Origin of the sequence: Gluconobacter sp. P5B12 (genome assembly GCF_018812035.1) — a bacterium.
GTDB lineage: Bacteria > Pseudomonadota > Alphaproteobacteria > Acetobacterales > Acetobacteraceae > Gluconobacter.
In genome coordinates this window covers 253,111-272,932 of sequence record NZ_JACRVV010000004.1, presented here as the reverse complement: position 1 = coordinate 272,932, position 19,822 = coordinate 253,111, and the positions used below count along the sequence as shown (strand labels likewise).

General features: G+C 57.5%; 20 protein-coding genes. 13 read left to right on the top strand and 7 right to left on the bottom strand.

The features are described from left to right. The first annotated feature begins 68 nt into the window (after positions 1–68). From KP702_RS09745 to KP702_RS09720, 6 genes are all read left to right on the top strand, one after another. Positions 69–389, top strand: coding sequence for an NAD(P) transhydrogenase subunit alpha (locus KP702_RS09745; RefSeq protein ID WP_202207682.1), 321 nt, complete (start codon positions 69–71; stop codon positions 387–389). Then, positions 386–1,807, top strand: a complete 1,422-nt coding sequence (locus KP702_RS09740; RefSeq protein WP_046901232.1) for an NAD(P)(+) transhydrogenase (Re/Si-specific) subunit beta — start codon at positions 386–388, stop codon at positions 1,805–1,807. Before KP702_RS09745 ends, KP702_RS09740 begins: the two co-directional genes overlap by 4 nt. 24 nt (positions 1,808–1,831) lie before the next feature. Continuing rightward, positions 1,832–2,860, top strand: coding sequence for an alcohol dehydrogenase AdhP (gene adhP / locus KP702_RS09735; protein WP_046901231.1), 1,029 nt, complete (start codon positions 1,832–1,834; stop codon positions 2,858–2,860). 34 nt (positions 2,861–2,894) lie between these two features. Further along, entirely contained in the window at positions 2,895–3,878 is a 984-nt protein-coding gene (locus KP702_RS09730; protein ID WP_202207683.1) for a zinc-dependent alcohol dehydrogenase family protein, read from the top strand. 86 nt (positions 3,879–3,964) lie between these two features. After that, on the top strand, positions 3,965–4,993 hold the full coding sequence (locus KP702_RS09725) for a retropepsin-like aspartic protease (protein WP_202207684.1): 1,029 nt from the start codon (positions 3,965–3,967) through the stop codon (positions 4,991–4,993). A 50-nt stretch (positions 4,994–5,043) separates the two neighbouring features. Then, entirely contained in the window at positions 5,044–5,934 is an 891-nt protein-coding gene (locus KP702_RS09720; protein WP_202207685.1) for an alpha/beta fold hydrolase, read from the top strand. Positions 5,935–5,943: 9 nt separating this feature from the next. Here KP702_RS09720 and KP702_RS09715 read toward each other — a convergent pair whose 3' ends face one another. Beyond that, positions 5,944–6,900 carry a cation diffusion facilitator family transporter gene (locus tag KP702_RS09715; protein WP_202207686.1) on the bottom strand — a complete coding sequence of 319 codons (957 nt, stop codon included), beginning with the start codon at positions 6,898–6,900 and terminating at the stop codon, positions 5,944–5,946. Between the two features lie 149 nt (positions 6,901–7,049). Continuing rightward, positions 7,050–7,505 (bottom strand): GatB/YqeY domain-containing protein, encoded by a 456-nt coding sequence (locus KP702_RS09710; RefSeq protein WP_046901226.1) that lies wholly within the window; start codon positions 7,503–7,505, stop codon positions 7,050–7,052. A 242-nt stretch (positions 7,506–7,747) separates the two neighbouring features. Between KP702_RS09710 and carA the strand changes: the two genes are divergently transcribed. Next, complete coding sequence (gene carA / locus KP702_RS09705) at positions 7,748–9,109, top strand: glutamine-hydrolyzing carbamoyl-phosphate synthase small subunit (protein ID WP_215764119.1); 1,362 nt, start codon at positions 7,748–7,750, stop codon at positions 9,107–9,109. A 3-nt stretch (positions 9,110–9,112) separates the two neighbouring features. Beyond that, a complete protein-coding gene (carB, locus tag KP702_RS09700; RefSeq protein ID WP_215768826.1) occupies positions 9,113–12,367 on the top strand; it encodes a carbamoyl-phosphate synthase large subunit in 3,255 nt (1,084 codons plus the stop codon). 55 nt (positions 12,368–12,422) lie between these two features. Here the strand turns inward: carB and KP702_RS09695 are convergent, their stop codons facing one another. Together KP702_RS09695 and KP702_RS09690 are read right to left on the bottom strand one after the other, a co-directional pair. Next, positions 12,423–12,629 carry a helix-turn-helix transcriptional regulator gene (locus KP702_RS09695; RefSeq protein WP_202207689.1) on the bottom strand — a complete coding sequence of 69 codons (207 nt, stop codon included), beginning with the start codon at positions 12,627–12,629 and terminating at the stop codon, positions 12,423–12,425. Further along, positions 12,629–13,150: a hypothetical protein gene (locus KP702_RS09690; protein WP_202207690.1), complete on the bottom strand. Its 522-nt coding sequence runs from the start codon at positions 13,148–13,150 to the stop codon at positions 12,629–12,631. The genes KP702_RS09695 and KP702_RS09690 overlap by 1 nt, the downstream gene beginning before the upstream one ends. Positions 13,151–13,318: 168 nt before the next feature. Between KP702_RS09690 and greA the strand changes: the two genes are divergently transcribed. Next, positions 13,319–13,792 carry a transcription elongation factor GreA gene (greA, locus tag KP702_RS09685; RefSeq protein ID WP_086632975.1) on the top strand — a complete coding sequence of 158 codons (474 nt, stop codon included), beginning with the start codon at positions 13,319–13,321 and terminating at the stop codon, positions 13,790–13,792. Continuing rightward, positions 13,792–15,018, top strand: coding sequence for a threonine ammonia-lyase (locus KP702_RS09680; RefSeq protein ID WP_202207691.1), 1,227 nt, complete (start codon positions 13,792–13,794; stop codon positions 15,016–15,018). The genes greA and KP702_RS09680 overlap by 1 nt, the downstream gene beginning before the upstream one ends. Before the next feature lie 72 nt (positions 15,019–15,090). On the opposite strand, the gene KP702_RS09675 is transcribed toward KP702_RS09680, so the two are convergent. The 3 genes from KP702_RS09675 to msrB all read right to left on the bottom strand — a co-directional run bounded on the left by KP702_RS09675 (position 15,091) and on the right by msrB (position 16,528). Next, positions 15,091–15,378 carry a DUF1330 domain-containing protein gene (locus KP702_RS09675; protein ID WP_046901219.1) on the bottom strand — a complete coding sequence of 96 codons (288 nt, stop codon included), beginning with the start codon at positions 15,376–15,378 and terminating at the stop codon, positions 15,091–15,093. 95 nt (positions 15,379–15,473) lie between these two features. Continuing rightward, on the bottom strand, positions 15,474–16,112 hold the full coding sequence (gene upp / locus KP702_RS09670) for a uracil phosphoribosyltransferase (protein ID WP_064275018.1): 639 nt from the start codon (positions 16,110–16,112) through the stop codon (positions 15,474–15,476). Next, a complete protein-coding gene (gene msrB, locus KP702_RS09665; protein ID WP_086632972.1) occupies positions 16,109–16,528 on the bottom strand; it encodes a peptide-methionine (R)-S-oxide reductase MsrB in 420 nt (139 codons plus the stop codon). The genes upp and msrB overlap by 4 nt, the downstream gene beginning before the upstream one ends. A 147-nt stretch (positions 16,529–16,675) precedes the next feature. On the opposite strand from msrB, the gene KP702_RS09660 reads away from it, so the two are divergent. The 3 genes from KP702_RS09660 to KP702_RS09650 all read left to right on the top strand — a co-directional run bounded on the left by KP702_RS09660 (position 16,676) and on the right by KP702_RS09650 (position 19,805). After that, positions 16,676–16,867 carry a CsbD family protein gene (locus tag KP702_RS09660; protein ID WP_046901216.1) on the top strand — a complete coding sequence of 64 codons (192 nt, stop codon included), beginning with the start codon at positions 16,676–16,678 and terminating at the stop codon, positions 16,865–16,867. Positions 16,868–16,990: 123 nt separating this feature from the next. Next, a complete protein-coding gene (gene gpmI / locus KP702_RS09655) occupies positions 16,991–18,529 on the top strand; it encodes a 2,3-bisphosphoglycerate-independent phosphoglycerate mutase (RefSeq protein WP_202207692.1) in 1,539 nt (512 codons plus the stop codon). Then, a complete protein-coding gene (locus KP702_RS09650; RefSeq protein WP_202207693.1) occupies positions 18,516–19,805 on the top strand; it encodes a murein hydrolase activator EnvC in 1,290 nt (429 codons plus the stop codon). Before gpmI ends, KP702_RS09650 begins: the two co-directional genes overlap by 14 nt. Positions 19,806–19,822 lie beyond the last annotated feature (17 nt).

Below are 19,822 nucleotides of genomic sequence, written 5' to 3'. Positions count from 1 at the left end.
CCGCAACCCCCTGCCCCGGCTGCCGCCCCCGCCGCACCGGCACAGGCTTCAGGACAGGAGGCCGCACGATGATCACCGCAATGACCTTCATCATCGCGCTTTACATCTTCATGCTCGCTGCTTTCACGGGCTACGAGGTCATCAGCCGCGTACCCTCCATTCTGCACACACCGCTGATGTCCGGCTCGAACTTCGTGCACGGCATCGTGGTCGTGGGGGCGCTGACAGCCCTGTTCAACGCCTCATCCATCCTCGAACAGGTTGTCGGTTTCCTCGGCGTCATGATGGGTGCTGGTAACGTTGTCGGCGGTTACGTCGTGACAGACCGTATGCTGGCCATGTTCAAGCCCAGTGACAAAGCGGCTCCGCAGAAGGGAGCGCAGAAATGATTCTCCTCGAATATATCGTCGCTATCAGCGCCCTTATCGCCTCCGGCCTGCTGGTCTACGGCCTCAAGCGCATGTCCTCTCCCGTCACGGCCGTTTCCGGCATTGTGACGGCGGGCTGGGGTATGCTGTTCGTCACGGCTGCCAGCTTCCTCGGCATCTTCAGCGTTTCTGAAGCCGCAAAGCCGCATCTGGTCGTCAACGTCATTCTGGCCATCCTCGCCCTCGTCATCGGTGGCGGCTGGGCTGGCTGGAAAGGCCGCAGCGTTGCCATGACGGCCATGCCGCAGATGGTCGCTCTCTTCAACGGCATGGGTGGCGGTGCGGCCGCGGCTGTGTCCGTCATCGCCCTGACCGGCCCGAAAGAGACAGGCATCGTTCCGCTGCTCGTCACCGTCGCTGGTGGCTTGATCGGCAGCATGTCCCTGTCTGGTTCCATCATCGCCTGGGCCAAGCTCGATGGCCGCATGAACAAGCCGATCCGCTTCGGCGGGCAGCGTATCGTCAATGCAGCCGTCTTCATGCTGACAGTCCTGCTCGGCATCATGGCAGCCTTCCTGTACCATCAGGATGGCGGCGGTATCGCCACGCTGCTGTTCTTCATCGGCGCCCTGCTGGCTGGCATCTGCATGACGATCCCCATCGGCGGCGCCGACATGCCGGTCGTGATCTCGCTGTATAACGCCTTCACGGGTCTGGCTGTGGGTCTCGAAGGCTATGTCATGGCCGATCCGGCTCTGATGATCGCCGGTATGGTCGTGGGTTCCGCCGGTACACTGCTGACGGTCATGATGGCCAAGGGCATGAATCGTTCGATTGCCAACGTGCTGTTCAGCAACTTCGGTGAAGCTTCTGCCTCCACGGCCACAGGCCCCGAAAAAGAAGCCAAGTCCGTTGCTCCAAGCGATGCTGCTACGACGATGCGCTATGCTTCGTCTGTCATCATCGTGCCGGGTTACGGTCTGGCCGTCGCTCAGGCTCAGGGCAAGCTGTACGACTTCGTCAAGCAGCTTCAAGCCGCAGGCGTGGACGTCAAGTTCGCCATCCATCCGGTCGCCGGTCGTATGCCGGGCCACATGAACGTGCTGCTCGCCGAAGCCGGCGTTCCGTACGACATGATCTATGACATGGAAGACATCAACGACAGCTTCGCTGACACGGATGTCGCCCTCATCATCGGCGCCAACGACGTGGTGAACCCATCCGCCCGGACGGACAAATCCTCCCCGATCTACGGCATGCCGATCCTGAATGCCGATCAGGCCCGTCAGGTCTTCGTCATCAAGCGTGGCATGGGCATGGGTTACTCCGCCGTTCAGAACCCGCTCTTCTTCCAGGACAACTGCGCCATGGTCTTCGGCGATGCGCAGGCCGTCCTCAGCAAGATGGTCGAAGCCGTCAAGGCTCTCGGCGCATCGTAAACCAGTTCTCAAGGAGACACTCTCATGGCTGATACAATGCTAGCCGCCGTCGTCCGCGAGTTCGGGAAGCCTCTCTCGGTAGAGAGGCTTCCCATCCCCGAGATCCGGCCAAACCAGATCCTCGTGAAAGTCGATACCTGCGGCGTCTGCCACACCGACCTGCATGCCGCAGAAGGTGACTGGCCTGCAAAGCCGAACCCACCGTTCATTCCCGGCCATGAAGGCATCGGTCACATCGTGGCCGTTGGCAGTCAGGTCAGCCACGCCAAGATCGGCGACGTGGTCGGTGTGCCGTGGCTCTACTCGGCCTGCGGGCACTGCGAACACTGCCTCGGCGGCTGGGAAACGCTGTGCAAGGATCAGGACGACACCGGCTACACGGTCAATGGCTGCTTCGCCGAATATGTCGTCGCAGATCCGAACTATGTCGCACATCTGCCCAGCAACATCGATGCACTACAGGCCGCACCCGTGCTTTGCGCAGGCCTGACAGTCTACAAGGGCCTGAAAATGACCGAGGCACGCCCCGGTCAGTGGATGGCTATTTCGGGCGTCGGCGGCCTTGGTCAGATGGCCGTTCAATATGCGGTCGCCATGGGCATGAATGTCGTGGCCGTCGATATTGACGACGACAAGCTCGCCACCGCCACAAAGCTTGGCGCGGCTCTGACCGTCAATGCCAAGGACAAGGACCCAGCAGCCTTCATCCAGCAGGAAGTTGGCGGCGCGCACGGTGCCCTTGTTACAGCGGTGGGTCGCACCGCGTTCTCGCAGGCCATGGGTTATGCCCGCCGCGGCGGCACAATCGTTCTGAACGGCCTGCCACCCGGAGACTTCCCGGTGTCGATCTTCGATATGGTCATGAACGGCACGACCATTCGTGGCTCCATCGTGGGCACACGGCTGGACATGATCGAAGCCATGGATTTCTTCGCCCGTGGCAAAGTGAAATCCGTCGTCACCGCAGACAAGATTGAGAACATCAACACGATCTTCGACAACCTCAAAAACGGACGCCTTCAGGGCCGCACGGTTCTGGACTTCCGGTCCTGAGACAGAACACCTGAGACTTTAGAAAGCACACGCCATGTTTGCCATGCAGCTCCGCCAACACCACCAGCCTCTGGAATGGGTGGAGCTGCCAGACCCCGAACCCGGCCCGGACGAAATCCGCATCCGCATCGGGGCCTGTGGCGTCTGCCGCACAGACCTGCATGTCGTAGACGGCGAGCTCGCCAACCCCACCCTTCCCATCATTCCCGGGCATGAAATTGTTGGCCGGATCGACAAGCTCGGAAGCAAAGTTAAAAGCCTTAGCGTCGGGGAACGGGTCGGCATTCCCTGGCTCGGCCATACCTGTGGGCATTGCTATTACTGCACGCACGGGATGGAAAATCTCTGCGACCATCCTCTTTTCACAGGCTTCACCCGCAATGGCGGCTACGCGACTATGACAGTCGCTGATGCAAAATATGCCTTTCCCATGGGTGACAAAGGGAAAGACAAGGACCTCGCCCCACTGCTCTGCGCTGGACTGATCGGCTGGCGCTGCCTCAGCAAAGCTGGCGACGGCAAAAAGATCGGCCTGTATGGCTTCGGAGCCGCCGCTCACATCATCATTCAGGTGCTGCGCTGGCAGGGACGCGAGGTTTATGCCTTCACCTCCCCCGGAGACACAGAGAAGCAGGCATTTGCCCGCTCCCTTGGCGCGGTTTGGGCAGGCGGTTCAGACGAACTCCCGCCCGAACCGCTTGACGCCGTCATCCTGTTTGCGCCTGTCGGCGCGCTGGTTCCGGCCGGGCTAAAAGCCGTCCGCAAGGGTGGAAAGGTCGTGTGTGGCGGCATCCACATGAGCCCGATCCCGTCCTTTTCCTACGATACACTTTGGGAAGAACGCGAAATCGTTTCCGTTGCCAACCTGACCCGGCAGGACGGACTGGATTTTCTGAAACTGGCTCCTGAGATCGGCATCAAGGTCACGAATACGCCTTATGCCCTCAAAGATGCCAATCAGGCTCTGGATGACCTGCGCCACGGTCGTTTTGAGGGAGCAGCTGTTCTCATTCCATAAGCGGACATCACTACTCTGCCCTCGCTCTTAACAGCCCCATCGCCTAGGAAAGACATACTGTGTCACAATAAGGCGACAGGCACTTCATGCGTAAGACAGCTCTTCTCCTGATCGCCTTTCAATTCTGCGGGCATGCTCAAGCTACACCCTGGCAGACTTGCCTTCATGGCGCGGTCTCCGTTCCACTGGAGCACTATAATGCGCCCCCCTCCATGCTGGGCAGTATAGACGGATTACCTGCCCGCTTTTTCCTTGCCCCGCAGGCAAGCGATACTTTTGTTTTTGCCAATCACAATGTCACGTTTTTGGGCTCAGCTCCTGAAGATGCGGCATCAGAGACAGGCGAAGCGACAGTATTTGTAAAGATGCTCTCAACCGTAAATATTGGTGCACTCACACTCAAAAATTATACTGCTTATGTAGCGGATTATTCAGCACCCAATAATATCACTCCAGCACTCCAAGTCGAACTGGGAGACCATTTTCTCTCCCATATTTCCACCCTGATTGACCGCTCCTCTCGCAGCGTCACGTTCTTTCGATACGACGATGAAAAATGTCCATCGATCGGAGATTTGCTCCCCTCGCCGAAAACAAAACTGCACCTCTATCAAGACAGTTATCCACTCTCGAACACGGTTCTCGTTGAGCTCAACGGCCACCCAGTTCGAATGAAAATCAACCTAAGCTCCAACCGAACCCTGATCCAGAAAGATACAGCCAGAGCAATAGGCATTGCTTCCGAGCCAGATAAAGATGATCCGGTCCGCATCAATGCCGGCAATACAGTTGGTGGCTATCTTCATACGTTCGATACACTGAAAATCGGTTCGTTTCTGCTGCCTCACCCGAAGATCGTTATCGCTTCCACCATTGCCTATGACGAGTTAGGCACTGATGCTCTGAACCATTTCCATATCCTTCTGGACCCACTTCACGCGACCATCTGGCTCTCTCCCGCGTCAGACCCTTCTCTAACCAAAGAACCGCCATTGCCATGGACGCCACTCCATATCCGCAAGTATCAGGCAGCCGTTCATGACAAGGTCACCGCACCGAAAGATCCCGTTCATTCCGGGAATGATATGTTGAAGACAGCCGGGCCAGATCGATAATACTATTCCGAATTAGAAACATATCATCTGACCATAAAGGCTCGGCCGCCATGAGACGACTGTCCAAAACGCTTCGAACCGCCGTGCTCGCATCCACGCTCGGCGCAGCATGCATCCCCAGTCACGGCCAGGCACAAACTCTCCCGCCCCTGCAAAGTGTCTCCGTTTACGGTCAGCAGATCCGTTTCCTGGAAGCTGGTACGGGTCCGGACCTTGTGCTGGTCCATGGCCTCGGAAGCAGCGCCACAATGGACTGGGGCAAAGTCATCCCTGAACTGTCCCGGCACTATCATGTGATAGCCATGGATCAGCTCGGCTTTGGTGCTTCGGAAAAACCACTGATCGCCTACGGAATTCAGACATGGGTAGACATGTTGGATGGCTTCCTCAAAGTACGCCACATCACGCATTTCATGCTCGCTGGAGAATCCCTCGGCGGCTGGATTGCAGGACTTTACACAATCGAGGCGGCACAGAATTCCTCCATGGCCATGCCCCTACGGCTTGTCCTGAGCGATGCCGCTGGCCACAAGTCCCTCGTCGAGCACGGCCTTCCCCTGTTCGGGCCAGTCTCATTTTCTGGCATTCGAACGGGGCTGAGAGGGCTGTTTTACAACAAAGCCCTCATTACGGAGGAACTGGTTCAGGCAACATTCCGAACCCGACTGGCCGAAGGTGCACAATATACGCAGGAGAGCTTCGCCAGAAACGCCAATGCGCCGGACACCTTTCTCGATGACAGCATGAAGGCCATTCATATTCCCACGCTCGTGATCTGGGGACAGAATGACCAAGTCATTCCACTGGCCGACGGCCACGATTTTGCTGCAAAAATTCCCGGAGCACATCTGACGGTCATTCCGCAATCAGGGCATGCTCCCAGCATTGAGCGACCCGAGGCTTTTCTTAAAGCCGTCGAGCCGTTCCTAGCGGCGAAGTAGTATTCGCCATCAGGCCAGAGGGGCTGGAATCCCGTCCCTCTTGTCCTGCGCCTCAACATACATCCGCAATACAGCGGGGTATCGCGTGCGGGTTGTTTTCTCCAGCATCGAAACCCCTCGCTCCACGTCTCCCGAGGAGATCGCGTCATCCCAGTCCAGAGACAGCAGAACGATAATACTCTCGGGACCTCGGGTCTCCGTCACAACCTCATTGATCCCGATAACGCCAGGCAATTTCCGCGCTTCCGCACGCACAAAAGCATCAATTTCCGGATTGCTCTCCCCCACAAGAAGAGAGCGTGTCTCATTGGTCAGCAATGCGGCCACCACAACCAGCACGACACCAATCAGCAGCGATGCAATTCCATCCAGAACGTGCAGACCTGTCACAACGGAAAGCACTGTAAACACCAGCGCAATCACCAGACTGACCAGCGCAGCCCCATCCTCAAACAGTACGACAAACAGACCGGGATCGGCACTCCGACGAATCATTCTCCACAATGAAACCCCTTCGCTGCGTGGCACGGATTTCACAGCCGCAATAAAGCCATACCCTTCCATGCTGCCGGAAATCGCGAGAATGGCTACGTTCATCCACCACCCCGGAAAGACATGCCCCAAAAGGTGCACCGGCTGCATTTCCGCCGGATGCATGACCTTCTCCCAGCCTTCATAGAGAGACGCGACGCCACCCCCCACAAACAGTGCGCCAGCTACAACCATCGTCCAGAAATACAGCTCACGATGGTAGCCCAGCGGATGCTCCTTCGTTGCCGGAGCCGCTGACCGCTTCATGCCCACCAACAACAGGATCTGGTTTCCGCAATCCACAAAGGAATGAACCGTCTCAGCCAACATCGCAGCAGAGCCGGTTAGAAGGGCCGCCATCCCTTTCACGCAGGCGATGCCGAAATTGACACCCAGCGCGATGAAAACGACTTTTGTTGAACCACCAGCAGACATGAAGCCCTCATTTCCGTAAGCAAAGGCCAGATTGGGGACCTCAGATAACCTAAGTCAAACTTCGCGAGCTTTCAGGGGTTCACTAACCCAACATAAAAAAGGCCGCCCACAAGGGACGGCCTTCTTCAAGCGACGATGCCTAGCCCGCTTCAGGCAGACAGACGTGCCTTCACAAGCGCACTGGCCTTGGCCGGATCCAGATCGGCACCAAAACGCTCTTTCAGCGCCGCCATCACCTTGCCCATGTCTTTCATGCTTTCCGCACCTACAGCAGTGGCGGCTTCATCAATGGCAGACTTCAGAGTTGCCTCATCGAGTTCTGGCGGCAGGTAGGCCTTGATCGTCGCGATCTCACCCTCTTCCTTTTCCGCCAGTTCCGGACGGCCACCTTCACGATACATCGTTGCGGATTCAGTACGGGACTTGATCATGGAGCGCAGAGCAGAAATAATCTCTGCTTCCGTCACTTCCCCTGTCTTGGCGCGAGCAGCAACTTCAAGATCCTTCAGCTTCGCCGTGATGCCACGGATCTGCGCCACCTTCTCAGACTGACCAGCCTTCATTGCTGTTTTGAGGTCATCCATGATCTGCGTGCGAAGCGACATGCGTCTTCTCCTGTTTGCGCGGGGCCTGAAAAGCCCCTGTTCAGCCAATGGCGGCAAAATCGCATAAAAGCCTCCCCCCAACAATGGAAAGCACAGCTCTTTCCAGGATCGTCACAAGGTGTAGGGAAGTTTTTTCCCATACTGCCCCACAGACACAAAAACTCATTGGGAAAAAACTTCCCATTCCCGGTTCGATCGCTTATCAGACGGGAAAGTGAACGCGGAGCCAGGAACGGGCGACCATGGACATCGACAGAATCATTGAAAAAGCTGGCGGCGCGGAAGAAATCGCCGCGCTGGCTGGTGTCGGCCTTGAAGCCGTACGAAAGTGGCGTCAGTCGCGAACCGTGCCGACCAAGCACTGGCCCGCCCTACTGCGCGTTCCCGGAATCGAACTCCAGGACCTAACTTCCGCTGAAACCCCGCAAGAAAGAGAGACGGACGTGTCCAATTCCTGCCCTGCCGGCGCCAATGCCGCCCTTGTCCTTGCAGATGGCACGGTCCTGTGGGGCCGAGGCTTCGGTGCCCATACCGATGGTGCCGTCGGTGAACTCTGCTTCTCCACCGGCATGACCGGCTATCAAGAAACCCTGACAGACCCGTCTTTCGCTGGGCAGATCGTCACCTTCACCTTCCCGCATATTGGCAATGTCGGCACGAACACGGACGACAATGAAGCGCCGAAAATGGCTGCTCTTGGCGCCGTCGTGAAGGAAGACATCACCGCTCCGGCAAGCTGGCGCTCCACAGAATCCCTCGACGGATGGCTGAAGCAGCACGGCCGCGCGGGTATTAGCGGCGTCGACACCCGTGCAGTTACCCGCTCCCTGCGCGACAATGGCCCACAGACCGCCATCCTTGCCTTCCCGGCGAATGGTCGGATCGACACGGACAGCCTCCTGAACCGCGCCCGTCAGTGGCCCGGCCTCGAAGGCATGGATCTTGCCAAAGAGGTCACGCAGCCGAAGCGCGTCTGGACGGAAGGCGTGTGGGAAAGCACCCGCCCGGCCCGTACCGAGAACCGCCGCCGCGTGGTCGCCATGGACTACGGCGCCAAGGACAACATCCTGCGCTGCCTCGTGACTGCTGGGTGTGACGTCACGGTTCTGCCCGCGACAGCAACGGCCGAGGAAATCTTGGAACTGAAGCCCGAAGGCGTGTTCCTGTCCAATGGTCCGGGCGACCCGGCAGCGACCGGCACCTATGCCGTACCGGCCATCAAAAGCGTTCTGGATGCCAACGTTCCAGTCTTTGGCATCTGCCTTGGCCACCAGCTTCTCGCACAGGCCCTCGGCGGCAAGACCTACAAGCTGGATCGTGGCCATCGCGGCGCCAACCAGCCGGTCAAGGACATCGAAAGTGGCCGGGTGGAAATCACCAGCCAGAACCATGGCTTCGCCGTGGATGAGAAGTCGCTACCCGCTGATGTGAAGGTGACGCATGTGAGCCTGTTTGACGGCTCCAACGAAGGCATCGCCTCTACCACGAAGGACGCCTTCTCCGTTCAGTATCACCCCGAGGCCAGCCCTGGCCCGTCTGACAGTTTCTATCTTTTCGAGCGTTTCGTCGCGGTCATGGACCGTCGCGCTAAAGCAGGAGCCTGAGCCATGCCAAAACGGACAGACATCAAGTCCATCCTGATCATCGGCGCAGGCCCGATCGTTATCGGACAGGCCTGCGAGTTTGATTACTCCGGCGCACAGGCCTGTAAGGCCCTGCGTGAGGAAGGCTATCGCGTCATCCTCATCAACTCCAACCCAGCCACGATCATGACTGATCCGGGCCTGGCGGACGCGACCTACATCGAACCCATCACGCCGGAATTCGTCGAGCGCATCATCCTTAAGGAAAAGCCCGACGCAGTTCTGCCGACCATGGGTGGCCAGACAGCCCTGAACGCCGCCATGGCGCTCGACAAGTCCGGCTTCCTCAAGAAGCACAATGTGGAACTGATCGGCGCGGACGCAGAGGTCATCGACCGCGCGGAAGATCGCCAGAAGTTCCGCGAGGCCATGGACGAGATCGGGATCGAAAGCCCGCGCAGCACCATCGCCCATACGCTGGAAGAAGCTCGTGCTGCTCTGGGTGACGTCGGCCTGCCGGCCATCATTCGTCCGTCCTTCACCATGGGCGGCGCGGGTGGCGGCATCGCGTATAACCGCGAAGAGTTCGACCAGATCGTCACGGGCGGCCTTGATGCCTCTCCCACAACCGAAGTGCTCATCGAAGAGTCTGTTCTCGGCTGGAAAGAGTACGAGATGGAAGTGGTCCGCGACACCGCGGATAACTGCATCATCATCTGCTCCATCGAAAACATTGACCCGATGGGCGTGCACACCGGTGACTCCATCACCGTCGCCCCAGCCCTGACGCTGACCGATAAAGAATATCAGCGCATGCGGGACGCCTCGATCGCGTGCCTGCGCAAGATCGGCGTCGAGACCGGCGGGTCCAACGTACAGTTCGGCGTCAATCCGAAGGACGGCCGTCTGGTCGTCATCGAGATGAACCCGCGCGTCTCACGCTCCTCCGCACTGGCCTCCAAGGCCACCGGCTTCCCGATCGCCAAGATCGCTGCCAAACTGGCCGTTGGCTACACGCTGGACGAACTCAAGAACGACATCACCAAGACGACCCCGGCTTCCTTCGAGCCAACGATCGACTACGTTGTCGCCAAGATCCCCCGCTTCACGTTCGAGAAGTTCCCGGGCTCCCCGGCCCTGCTGTCCACGTCCATGAAGTCGGTCGGCGAGGCCATGTCCGTGGGCCGCTCCTTTGCCGAGGCGATCCAGAAGGGCTTCCGCTCCATGGAGACGGGCCTGATGGGTCTGGATCCGGTTGAAGCACCCGGCGATGGTTCGAAAGACGCCTATCTGGCTGCTCTCGCAGAACCACGCCCGGAACGCATCCTGATGGCCACGCAGGCCTTGCGCGCGGGCCTGACGGTCGAAGAGATCCAGCAGGCCTGCAAGTTCGAGCCCTGGTTCCTGCGCCAACTTGAAGACATCGTGTCTTCTGAGCGGGACGTGGAAAAGAACGGCCTGCCAAAAGACGCCTACGGCATGCGCCGCCTGAAAGCCCAGGGCTTCTCTGATGCCCAGCTTGCACGCTTGTCAGGCCAGAGCATTCCGGACGTCGCAGCACAGCGCGAAGCTCTTGAAGTCGTGCCCGTCTATCGCCGCATTGATACCTGCGCCGCAGAGTTCGCTTCTGACACTCCGTATCTCTATTCCACCTATGAAGGCGGATACGGCACGCCGGAATGCGAAAGCCGCCCGACTAACCGCGACAAGATCATCATTCTGGGCGGTGGACCAAACCGGATTGGTCAGGGTATCGAGTTCGATTACTGCTGCGTTCATGCCGCTTACGCCCTGCGTGAAGCCGGTTTTGAAACAGTCATGGTCAACTGCAACCCGGAAACCGTTTCCACCGATTACGACACGTCCGACCGTCTGTACTTCGAACCTCTGACTGCGGAAGACGTCATTGCTCTGATCCGCACGGAAGCGAAGGGCGGCAAGGTTCTGGGCTGCATCGTTCAGTACGGTGGCCAGACCCCTCTCAAGCTGTCCCGTGCTCTTGAAGAGGCAGGCATTCCGCTGCTCGGCACCCCGGCTGACGCTATTGATCGCGCGGAAGACCGTGAACGCTTCCAGACCATGCTGCGCAAGCTGGGCCTTCGCCAGCCACGTAACGGCATTGCCCGCAATCCGGCAGAAGCCGAGAAAGTGGCCGAAGAGGTCGGATACCCGGTCGTTGCTCGTCCGTCCTACGTTCTGGGCGGCCGTGCGATGGAAATTGTCTATGATAACGCAGGTCTGAAGCATTACCTGAATACGGTTCTGCGCGCTGCCGGCCCCGAAGTTTCCACCGGTCCGGTCCTGCTCGATCACTACCTGAACGATGCCATCGAAGCCGATGTGGACTGCATTTCGGACGGCGAAAACGTCTATGTCGCCGGTGTCATGGAACACATTGAGGAAGCTGGTATCCATTCCGGTGACTCTGCCTGCTCACTGCCACCCTACACGCTCTCCCCGGCACTGGTGACGGAACTCCGCTCCCAGACGGAAGCCATGGCTCGTGAGCTTGGCATCCGCGGCCTGATGAATGTGCAGTACGCCATCAAGGACCAGGAAGTCTTCGTTCTGGAAGTGAACCCACGCGCCTCCCGGACCGTGCCGTTTGTTGCCAAGGCAACAGGCGTTCCGGTTGCCAAGATCGGCGCTCGCGTCATGGCTGGCGCACGTCTGTCCGAGTTCCGTCTGGATGGCGGAGCGGTCTCCCCGCATGTTGCGGTCAAGGAAGCCGTCTTCCCGTTCCACCGCTTTGCGAACGCAGACACGATCCTCGGTCCGGAAATGCGCTCCACGGGTGAAGTCATGGGGCTGGATTCCAGCTTCGAGCGTGCCTTTGCGAAGTCTCAGCTTGCTGCTGGCGTAAAACTGCCACTGGCTGGAACGGTCTTCCTGTCCGTCCGTGACAGCGACAAGGGACATGTTCAGCCGCTAGCCCGCAAACTGGTTGAAATGGGGTTCACCGTTCTCGCAACCAGCGGCACGGCTTCACGCCTCGAAGCGGCTAACATTCCGGTAAAGCGCGTGAACAAGGTCATGCAGGGCCGTCCGAACTGCGTGGATGCCATCCGCTCGGGTGACGTTCAAATGGTCATCAACACCTCGCAGGGTGGCCAGGCCGCACGTGACAGCTACGATATCCGTCGCGGCGCTCTGACCATGGGCATCCCGCACTACACCACGATTGCCGGTGCCCGCGCGGCAACCTACGCCATCGCGGTTCTCAAGGAAGGCGACCTCGACGTCGCTCCGCTTCAGTCCTACTTCAAGGGTGAGTTCTGAACTCTCCCCGATCCCGAAAACCCCCGCCGGAGTACTCCGGCGGGGGTTTTCGTTTTTAGCCGCCTGAATATCGCAGAAGATCGCCCGGCTGACACTCGAGAACCCGACATAAGGCCTCAAGCGTCGAAAACCGGATCGCCTTTGCCTTTCCTGTCTTGAGAATTGAGAGATTGGCCAGCGTCAGCCCCACTTTCTCCGACAGTTCTGTCAGAGACATTCCCCGTTCTCTGAGAAGCTCATCCAGCTTGACCAGCACAGGCATCAGATAACCTCATCGATTTCGGGTTGAAGCTGAACACCCACCCCGAAAAGCCAGGCAATAAGATAAACCAATCCCAGACAGAGCGCAGAATCAGCAAGATCTGAAAGACAGCCCAGCCATGAGAACGGACCGTATCTTGCAGGATCAAAAAGGCTCGAAAATATCCCTGCAAAAAAAGTAATCCCAGAAAAATAAAGGGTTTTTCTAAAAATATCCCATATAATTTCTGAATTATTTTGAGAGAAAAAATTTCCCGAGATAGCGCTATCAAATATAAATATAGAATTTCTAAAAATAATCTTTAAAATATAAAAAATAATAACTGCCATGATGAGACCAAATATCTCAACAACACTCTGCGACAGAGAATAACAGAAGTTTCCTCCGAAAAAATAGAGTACCGGTGTCAGAACAAGAGTGCATGCCAAGAGCACTAGTTCGCCCCAAAAAAGCACCGATGAGATCCCAAAGAGAAAACGCAGGATCTGACGAACACGGCGCAAGGTATCAACTTTTTTCATAATGGCTTCTCCTTATCGAAAAACGATAAGCACCGACAGGTGTTGCCTGCCAAGAGTTTTATTGCTTTTCGATAAACAAAAACGCGCCACCTTGCATAAACCCCCCTAAAATCCTATGTTGTCAGGCTGTTCATTCAATTTCAGTCACGCTTTTCCGAGGATTTCAGAGTGCAGAAGATCCCCATGACCGCAAAGGGACTGCAGCGTCTTGAAGACGAACTGCGTACCCTCAAGAGCGTTGACCGCCCTGCAGTCATTCGTGCCATCGCAGAAGCCCGCGAACACGGCGACCTTTCCGAAAACGCCGAATATCACGCCGCCCGAGACCGTCAGTCTTTCATCGAAGGTCGCGTGCTTGAGCTGGAAAGCATTGTTTCCTCGGCAGAAGTTATTGATCCTTCGACCCTGACCGGCACGAAAGTACGTTTCGGCGCGCATATCGAAGTCGTTGACGAAGAGACGGACAAGGAAAACGCCTATCAGATCGTTGGCGTTCATGAAGCCGACATCAAGCAGGGCCTGATTTCAATCTCGTCTCCTCTGGCGAAGGCGCTAATTGGTAAAGATGTAGGCGACACCATCTCCGTTCCTGCTCCCGGCGGTGACCGCAGCTACGAGATCCTGAAAGTCACATACCGCTAATGTCTGACGTCCTGACGTCCGTCGCCCCTGTTGTGACTCTCCTGGACATTGAAAATGCTCAGAAGCGTATTGCGTCCACGGTAGTTCGCACGCCGACGATTGCCTGCCCAGCCCTTTCCCGCCTGACAGGTGCTGAAATTACGCTCAAGCTTGAAAATCTTCAGGCTATCGGCTCGTTCAAGGAGCGGGGAGCAGCCAACAAAATGGCGCTCCTGACGCCCGAGGAACGCGCCCGCGGCGTTATTACAGTCTCGGCAGGCAATCACGCACAGGGTGTGGCGCGTCAGGCCAGCCTCCTTGGTATTGATGCCACGATCGTCATGCCCCGCTTTACGCCAGCAACCAAAGTTGCAGCGACGCAGGCATGGGGAGCAAATGTTGTCCTCGCAGGCGACGATTTTGCTTCTGCATGCGTAACGGCGGAAGAAATTCAGAATAAAGAAGGCCGGGTCCTCGTCCATCCGTTCAATGACCCTGCCGTCATTGCGGGTCAGGGGACTGCTGCACTCGAGCTTCTCGAAGATGCACCCGATATTGATATGGTCGTCGTCCCTGTCGGCGGCGGCGGCCTGATCGGTGGTTTTGCAACCGTCATGGCTGCACTTCGCCCCGATGTGGAAATCATTGGCGTGCAGGTCGAGGCTTATGCCTCTTTAGCCGCATTTCCGACGGAAGGTGGCGCCACTCTCGGTGGATCGACAATTGCTGAAGGCATTGCCGTAACGCAGTTGGGCGACCATTGCCTCAGGGCATTTCGTCACCGGATTTCCAAAATTCTCGTCGTTAACGAACTTCAGGTCGAAAGCGCTATCACGACGTTGGCGGAAAAAGCCAAGCAGGTCTGCGAAGGCGCTGGTGCGACGGGTCTGGCTGCTGTTCTGGCCAACCCTGAGATGTTCAAAGGCCGCAAGGTTGCCCTTCCCTTGTCGGGTGGCAACATCAATGCCCGTATTCTGGCCAATACGATCCTTCGCTCCCTTCTCCGGGACGGAAGAATTCTTCGCCTGATCTTCCAAATTCCCGACCGCCCCGGAATGCTGGCTGACATCTCCGCGCGTATTGGCAACTACGGTGGAAACATCATCGAGGTGTCCCATCATCGCCTTTTTGCCTCGCCGTCAGTTCAGACAGCCGAGCTGGTTGTGATGATCGAAGCCCGTGACACTCAGCACGCCACGCAGATCGAAACCGATCTTGCCCGTCATTACATCGTTCGACGGGACTAAAACTGCACGCATTGTGTTCGAACTATTCTCCCAGCGCCGAACACAATGCTGCGGTAACTTAATTTCCGAAGTTCAGACGCCTTCTACAATCACCACGTTGTAAGAAGCAGCTTTCCAGCGATGCTTGGCGACCGTTTGATAGGCTGGGCTGTCATACCAGGCCCGGGCAGCAGCAATATCCGGAAATTCAATGACAACGACGCCATCTGGCTCGATACCTTCAAGCTTTTCCTGCTTTCCATAGGCAGCAAGAATTTTGGCGGGATGTCCTTTGAAGGTTTCGCCGACACCATTTGAATAGGCCTCAAACTCGGCTGGGTCAGTCAATTTGTCACGAATGAAAATAGCGTAAGCGGTCATGGTACGTCATCTCCTGAACGGGGGGATGCATAACCGGCCACAAAACGGCGGGATGTTCAGCACACAAGCGCGTGTGCTGAACATTTGAACCCTTTTTAGCGCGTCCCGAAAAGACGATCGCCCGCATCACCCAGACCGGGGACGATGTATCCGTGTTCATCAAGCTTCTGATCCACGCAACACGTTACGATCTGCACATCAGGGTGCAGCTTCGTCATGTAATCAATGCCTTCCGGTGCCGCGAGCAGGCAGGCGAAAACAGGTGAAATCGCACCCGCTTCCTTGACGCGCGCTACAGCCGCCGCAGCGGAATGCCCGGTGGCGAGCATCGGGTCCAGAACAATACATGTCCGCCCCGGAACGTCGCTTGGCATATTGAAATAATATTCGCTGACTTCCAGCGTTTCATGGTCGCGGCGCAGACCAATATGTCCCACACGCGCAGACGGAACCAGATCCAGCATTCCGTCCAGAAGGCCGTTTCCTGCGCGCAGAATGGAGACGAAGCAGAGCTTCTTGCCGTCCAGTTCCTCACCTTCCATTGGCCCGCTCGGGGCTTCAATATGGCGAGACGCCAGAGAAAGCCCGCGCGTCGCTTCATAGGCCAGAAGCAGACTGAGCTCACGGGTCAGCCGACGAAAGCCTGCTGTAGATGTATTCTTATCACGCAGACGGGTCAGCTTGTGGCGCACCAGCGGGTGGTCGAGAACGATAGGCGGCAGCGCCTGACTCATGCTTTTTCTCCTTCGGCCGGGCGAAAATCGAGTGCCAGACCGTTCATGCAATACCGTAACCCTGTGGGCGGTGGCCCATCAGGAAAAACATGCCCCAGATGCCCATGACAACCCGCACAGTGCACTTCCGTCCGAACCATTCCGTGGCTGACGTCCTGCGTCGTCCCGACACCGTTTTCCAAAGGCGCGAAAAAAGACGGCCAGCCACTTCCGCTCTCGTATTTCGTGGCGGATGAAAAAAGTTCACGCCCACATCCTGCGCAGGCATAAATTCCTGCCCGCTTTTCATCATTCAGCGGGCTGGAACCGGGATATTCGGTGCCATGCTCGAGCAGGATACGGCGCTGTTCCGGCGTGAGGCCGACGCCACACCCCCCGCCATTGGTTCCCGAAACGGGACCGCAGCTTTGGGTCATGGTCAATCTCCAGAAAATCTGAGGTTTTCAGTCTTGGATATATGGAAGCCCCACGCCGCTTTGTCACGCATATCTGAGTGCAAGACATGAAACTTCCTGCCTCACCAGCCGTTTATGTTCGGCAACCCTGTTTCAGGAGGTAATGTCATGAGCTCCATTGAAGACAAGATCAAAGGCGCCACCAACAAGGTCGTCGGCAAGATCAAGGAAGAAGTTGGTCGTGTCACCGACGATGAAAAGCTTGAAGGTGAAGGCGTTGTCCAAAATCTAAAGGGACAGGCCCAGACCGCCAAGGGTGACGTCAAGGACGCCGTCAAGGGCGGCATCGACAAGATCTGACGCTCACGCGACTGTCATGTCACCTGCAACGCCCGCCATATGGCGGGCGTTCGCATTTTGGAGGAGAGGTGGCATAATGCCCGACAGTCTTTTCCTCCTTAATGCGAGACAGGAAGTCCAATCATGTCCCATACCGCTTCTTCTGCACGCCGCCCCGTCATGCTTGTCATTCTGGACGGGTTCGGCTGGCGTGAAGAAAACTCCGATAACGCGGTAAGACTGGCAAACACTCCAACGTTTGACGGACTTTGGGCGAATAACCCGCATGCTTTTCTTAAAACATGCGGAGAAGACGTCGGACTTCCTGAAGGTCAGATGGGAAATTCCGAGGTCGGCCACCTGAATATTGGTGCAGGCCGGGTCGTGATGCAGGAACTGCCTCGCATTTCCCGCAGTGCCCGTGATGGCTCACTCGCCGAAAATACAGCCCTCAAAGAATATATTCATGCGCTGAAGGTGTCAGGCGGAACCTGCCATCTGATGGGTCTCGTTTCTCCCGGCGGCGTTCATGCACACCAGGACCATATTCTGGCTCTCGCGAAAATCGTCAGCGCAGCGGGAGTGCCTGTCGCTCTACACATTTTCAGCGACGGCCGTGATACTCCCCCCCGCTCCGGTGAAGAATTCATCTCAGCGCTCCTTCGAGACCTGCCGGAGACCGTACAGATTGCCACGATCAGTGGTCGCTACTACGCCATGGACCGCGATCGCCGTTGGGAGCGCGTCAAGCTGGCCGTGGATGCGATCCGTGATGGCCAAGGCCCTCATGCAGATGACGCCCTCTCTGTACTCGAAGCCAGTTACGCGGAGGACAAGGGAGACGAGTTCGTCCTTCCAACCGTACTCGGACAGTATGGTGGCATGAAAGACGGCGACGGCATTCTCTCCTGTAATTTCCGTGCCGATCGTATCCGTCAGTTGCTGGACGTTCTCGTGGCTCCGGACTTTGATGGATACGCCAGCGGAGGCCGCATCAAGTTTGCCGCCATTACCGGCATGACGCGCTACTCGGATCACCTGTCGCCTTACATGACAGTCCTGTTCCCAAAAATTCCTTTGGAAGATCTTCTGGGTGAGGTCGTGGCCAAGGCTAACAAGACTCAGCTTCGTATGGCAGAAACTGAGAAATTCCCTCACGTCACATACTTCCTGAATGGTGGTCGTGAAGTTCAGCTTCCGGGCGAAGAACGCATTCTCGTGCCATCTCCCAAGGTCGCTACCTACGACCTGCAACCAGAAATGTCCGCTCCTGAGCTGACAGATCGTGCCGTAGAAGCCATTGATTCCGGCCGCTTCGACATGATCATTCTGAACTTCGCAAACCCGGATATGGTTGGCCACACAGGCTCCCTGCCCGCTGCCATCAAGGCCTGCGAAACCGTTGATCAAGGGCTGGGCCGCATCAATGACGCACTTGTCCGCGCAGGTGGCACACTGATCGTCACCGCCGATCACGGAAACTGCGAAACCATGCGCGACCCTGAGACGGGCGGCGTTCATACGGCCCACACCCTCAACGTCGTTCCGGTCATTCTGGCCCATGCTGACGGCAAAACGCTTCACGACGGACGCCTGGCAGACCTGGCCCCGACGCTTCTGGCACTTCTGGGTCTTGCTCAGCCCCCAGCGATGACGGGCGTCTCCCTACTTGAAAACGCCTGACTCAGCCGTCGTTCTGCCACTGGTTTTGGCGTTCTCGCCATTGCTGGTGGCCGCGACTGCGTCCACGCCTCATGGGCATCATACCACTACCCACGCCCACCCGACGCATGCCCTAAGTGCGGGACAACAAGCGCTCGCCCGTGCTCAAGCGGCTCGGAAAGCGCTTGAGACACAGCAGGCTCAGGAAGCCGCCACACTCCGTGCCAGACAGGCTGCTGCCGTTGCCGCACAGCAAAAGGTCCTGCAGGACAGCGCGCGAAAAGATGCACTGGCCGCTCAGACCCACACGGCCCAGACCGTTGTACAGACGACACGTTCCCGTATCGCGGCTTTGAATGTCGAAATCGCAGATCTCACCAGTCGGCAAGCAAACGTGCGGCAGGATATCGCCCACGAAAACCAAGCGCTCCAACCGCTCCTGCCCGTTGCAGCGAGACTCTCGATAGCGCCCGATGCTGCTCTGCTAGCCTCCCCGACGACTGCAACTGAGAGCATTACCGCACTTTCCATTTTAGGAGGTTTCTCCCGCCTGACCCAGCAGCGGGCTGCAAACCTGCAAACGAAGGAAGATGAGCTTCAGGAGATCGGTGCCACTCTGGAGGCCCGCCAGAAAGAGCTCGATGGCCTCCTTCAGTCACAAACTCATCAACGCGATATCGCAGCCGCCAGAACCCGCATTGCGGCCAAACAGGAAAATGTTTCGGACCAGGCCGCACGCCGTGCGAAATCCGCAGTTGCCGAAGCGATGAAGGCGTCTGCGGACCTTTCTGCAGAAATTGACGCAATCGCCCGACAGGAAGCTCAGGCCAAAGCAACACTGGAAGCCGAGGCCCGTGCGCTCGCAAAGAGCCATCAGATGGAACAGGCCCGCAAAGCCCGTGCTCAGGTCAAGGCTCTTTCCGCCGGAAACGGTGTTTCTTCCGGGAGCGGCCACGCACCTGTCACCGGGCGTATTGCGGTTCGCTGGGGACAGGATACGGAAGCCGGTCCGTCAACAGGCATCACCTATGCCGCTGTACCTTCTGCATCCGTTCAAGCTCCGTGCAGTGGCCGAATCGTCTTTTCCGGTCCGTTCCGCTCTTTTGGACAGATGTTGATTCTGGATTGCGGACAGAATTACCGTTTTGTTCTTTCCGGCCTGGGGTCATTGGGTGTTTCCAGCGGGCAAAGTGTCAGGAAAGCTGCCGCACTCGGGCAAATGCCGTCTGCTGAGGGGTTACTCTTTGTCCAGCTGCGCCACGGCGCCCAGATCGTCAGCCCTGCTCCGTTTCTGTGACCCTGTTTTCTGACAGG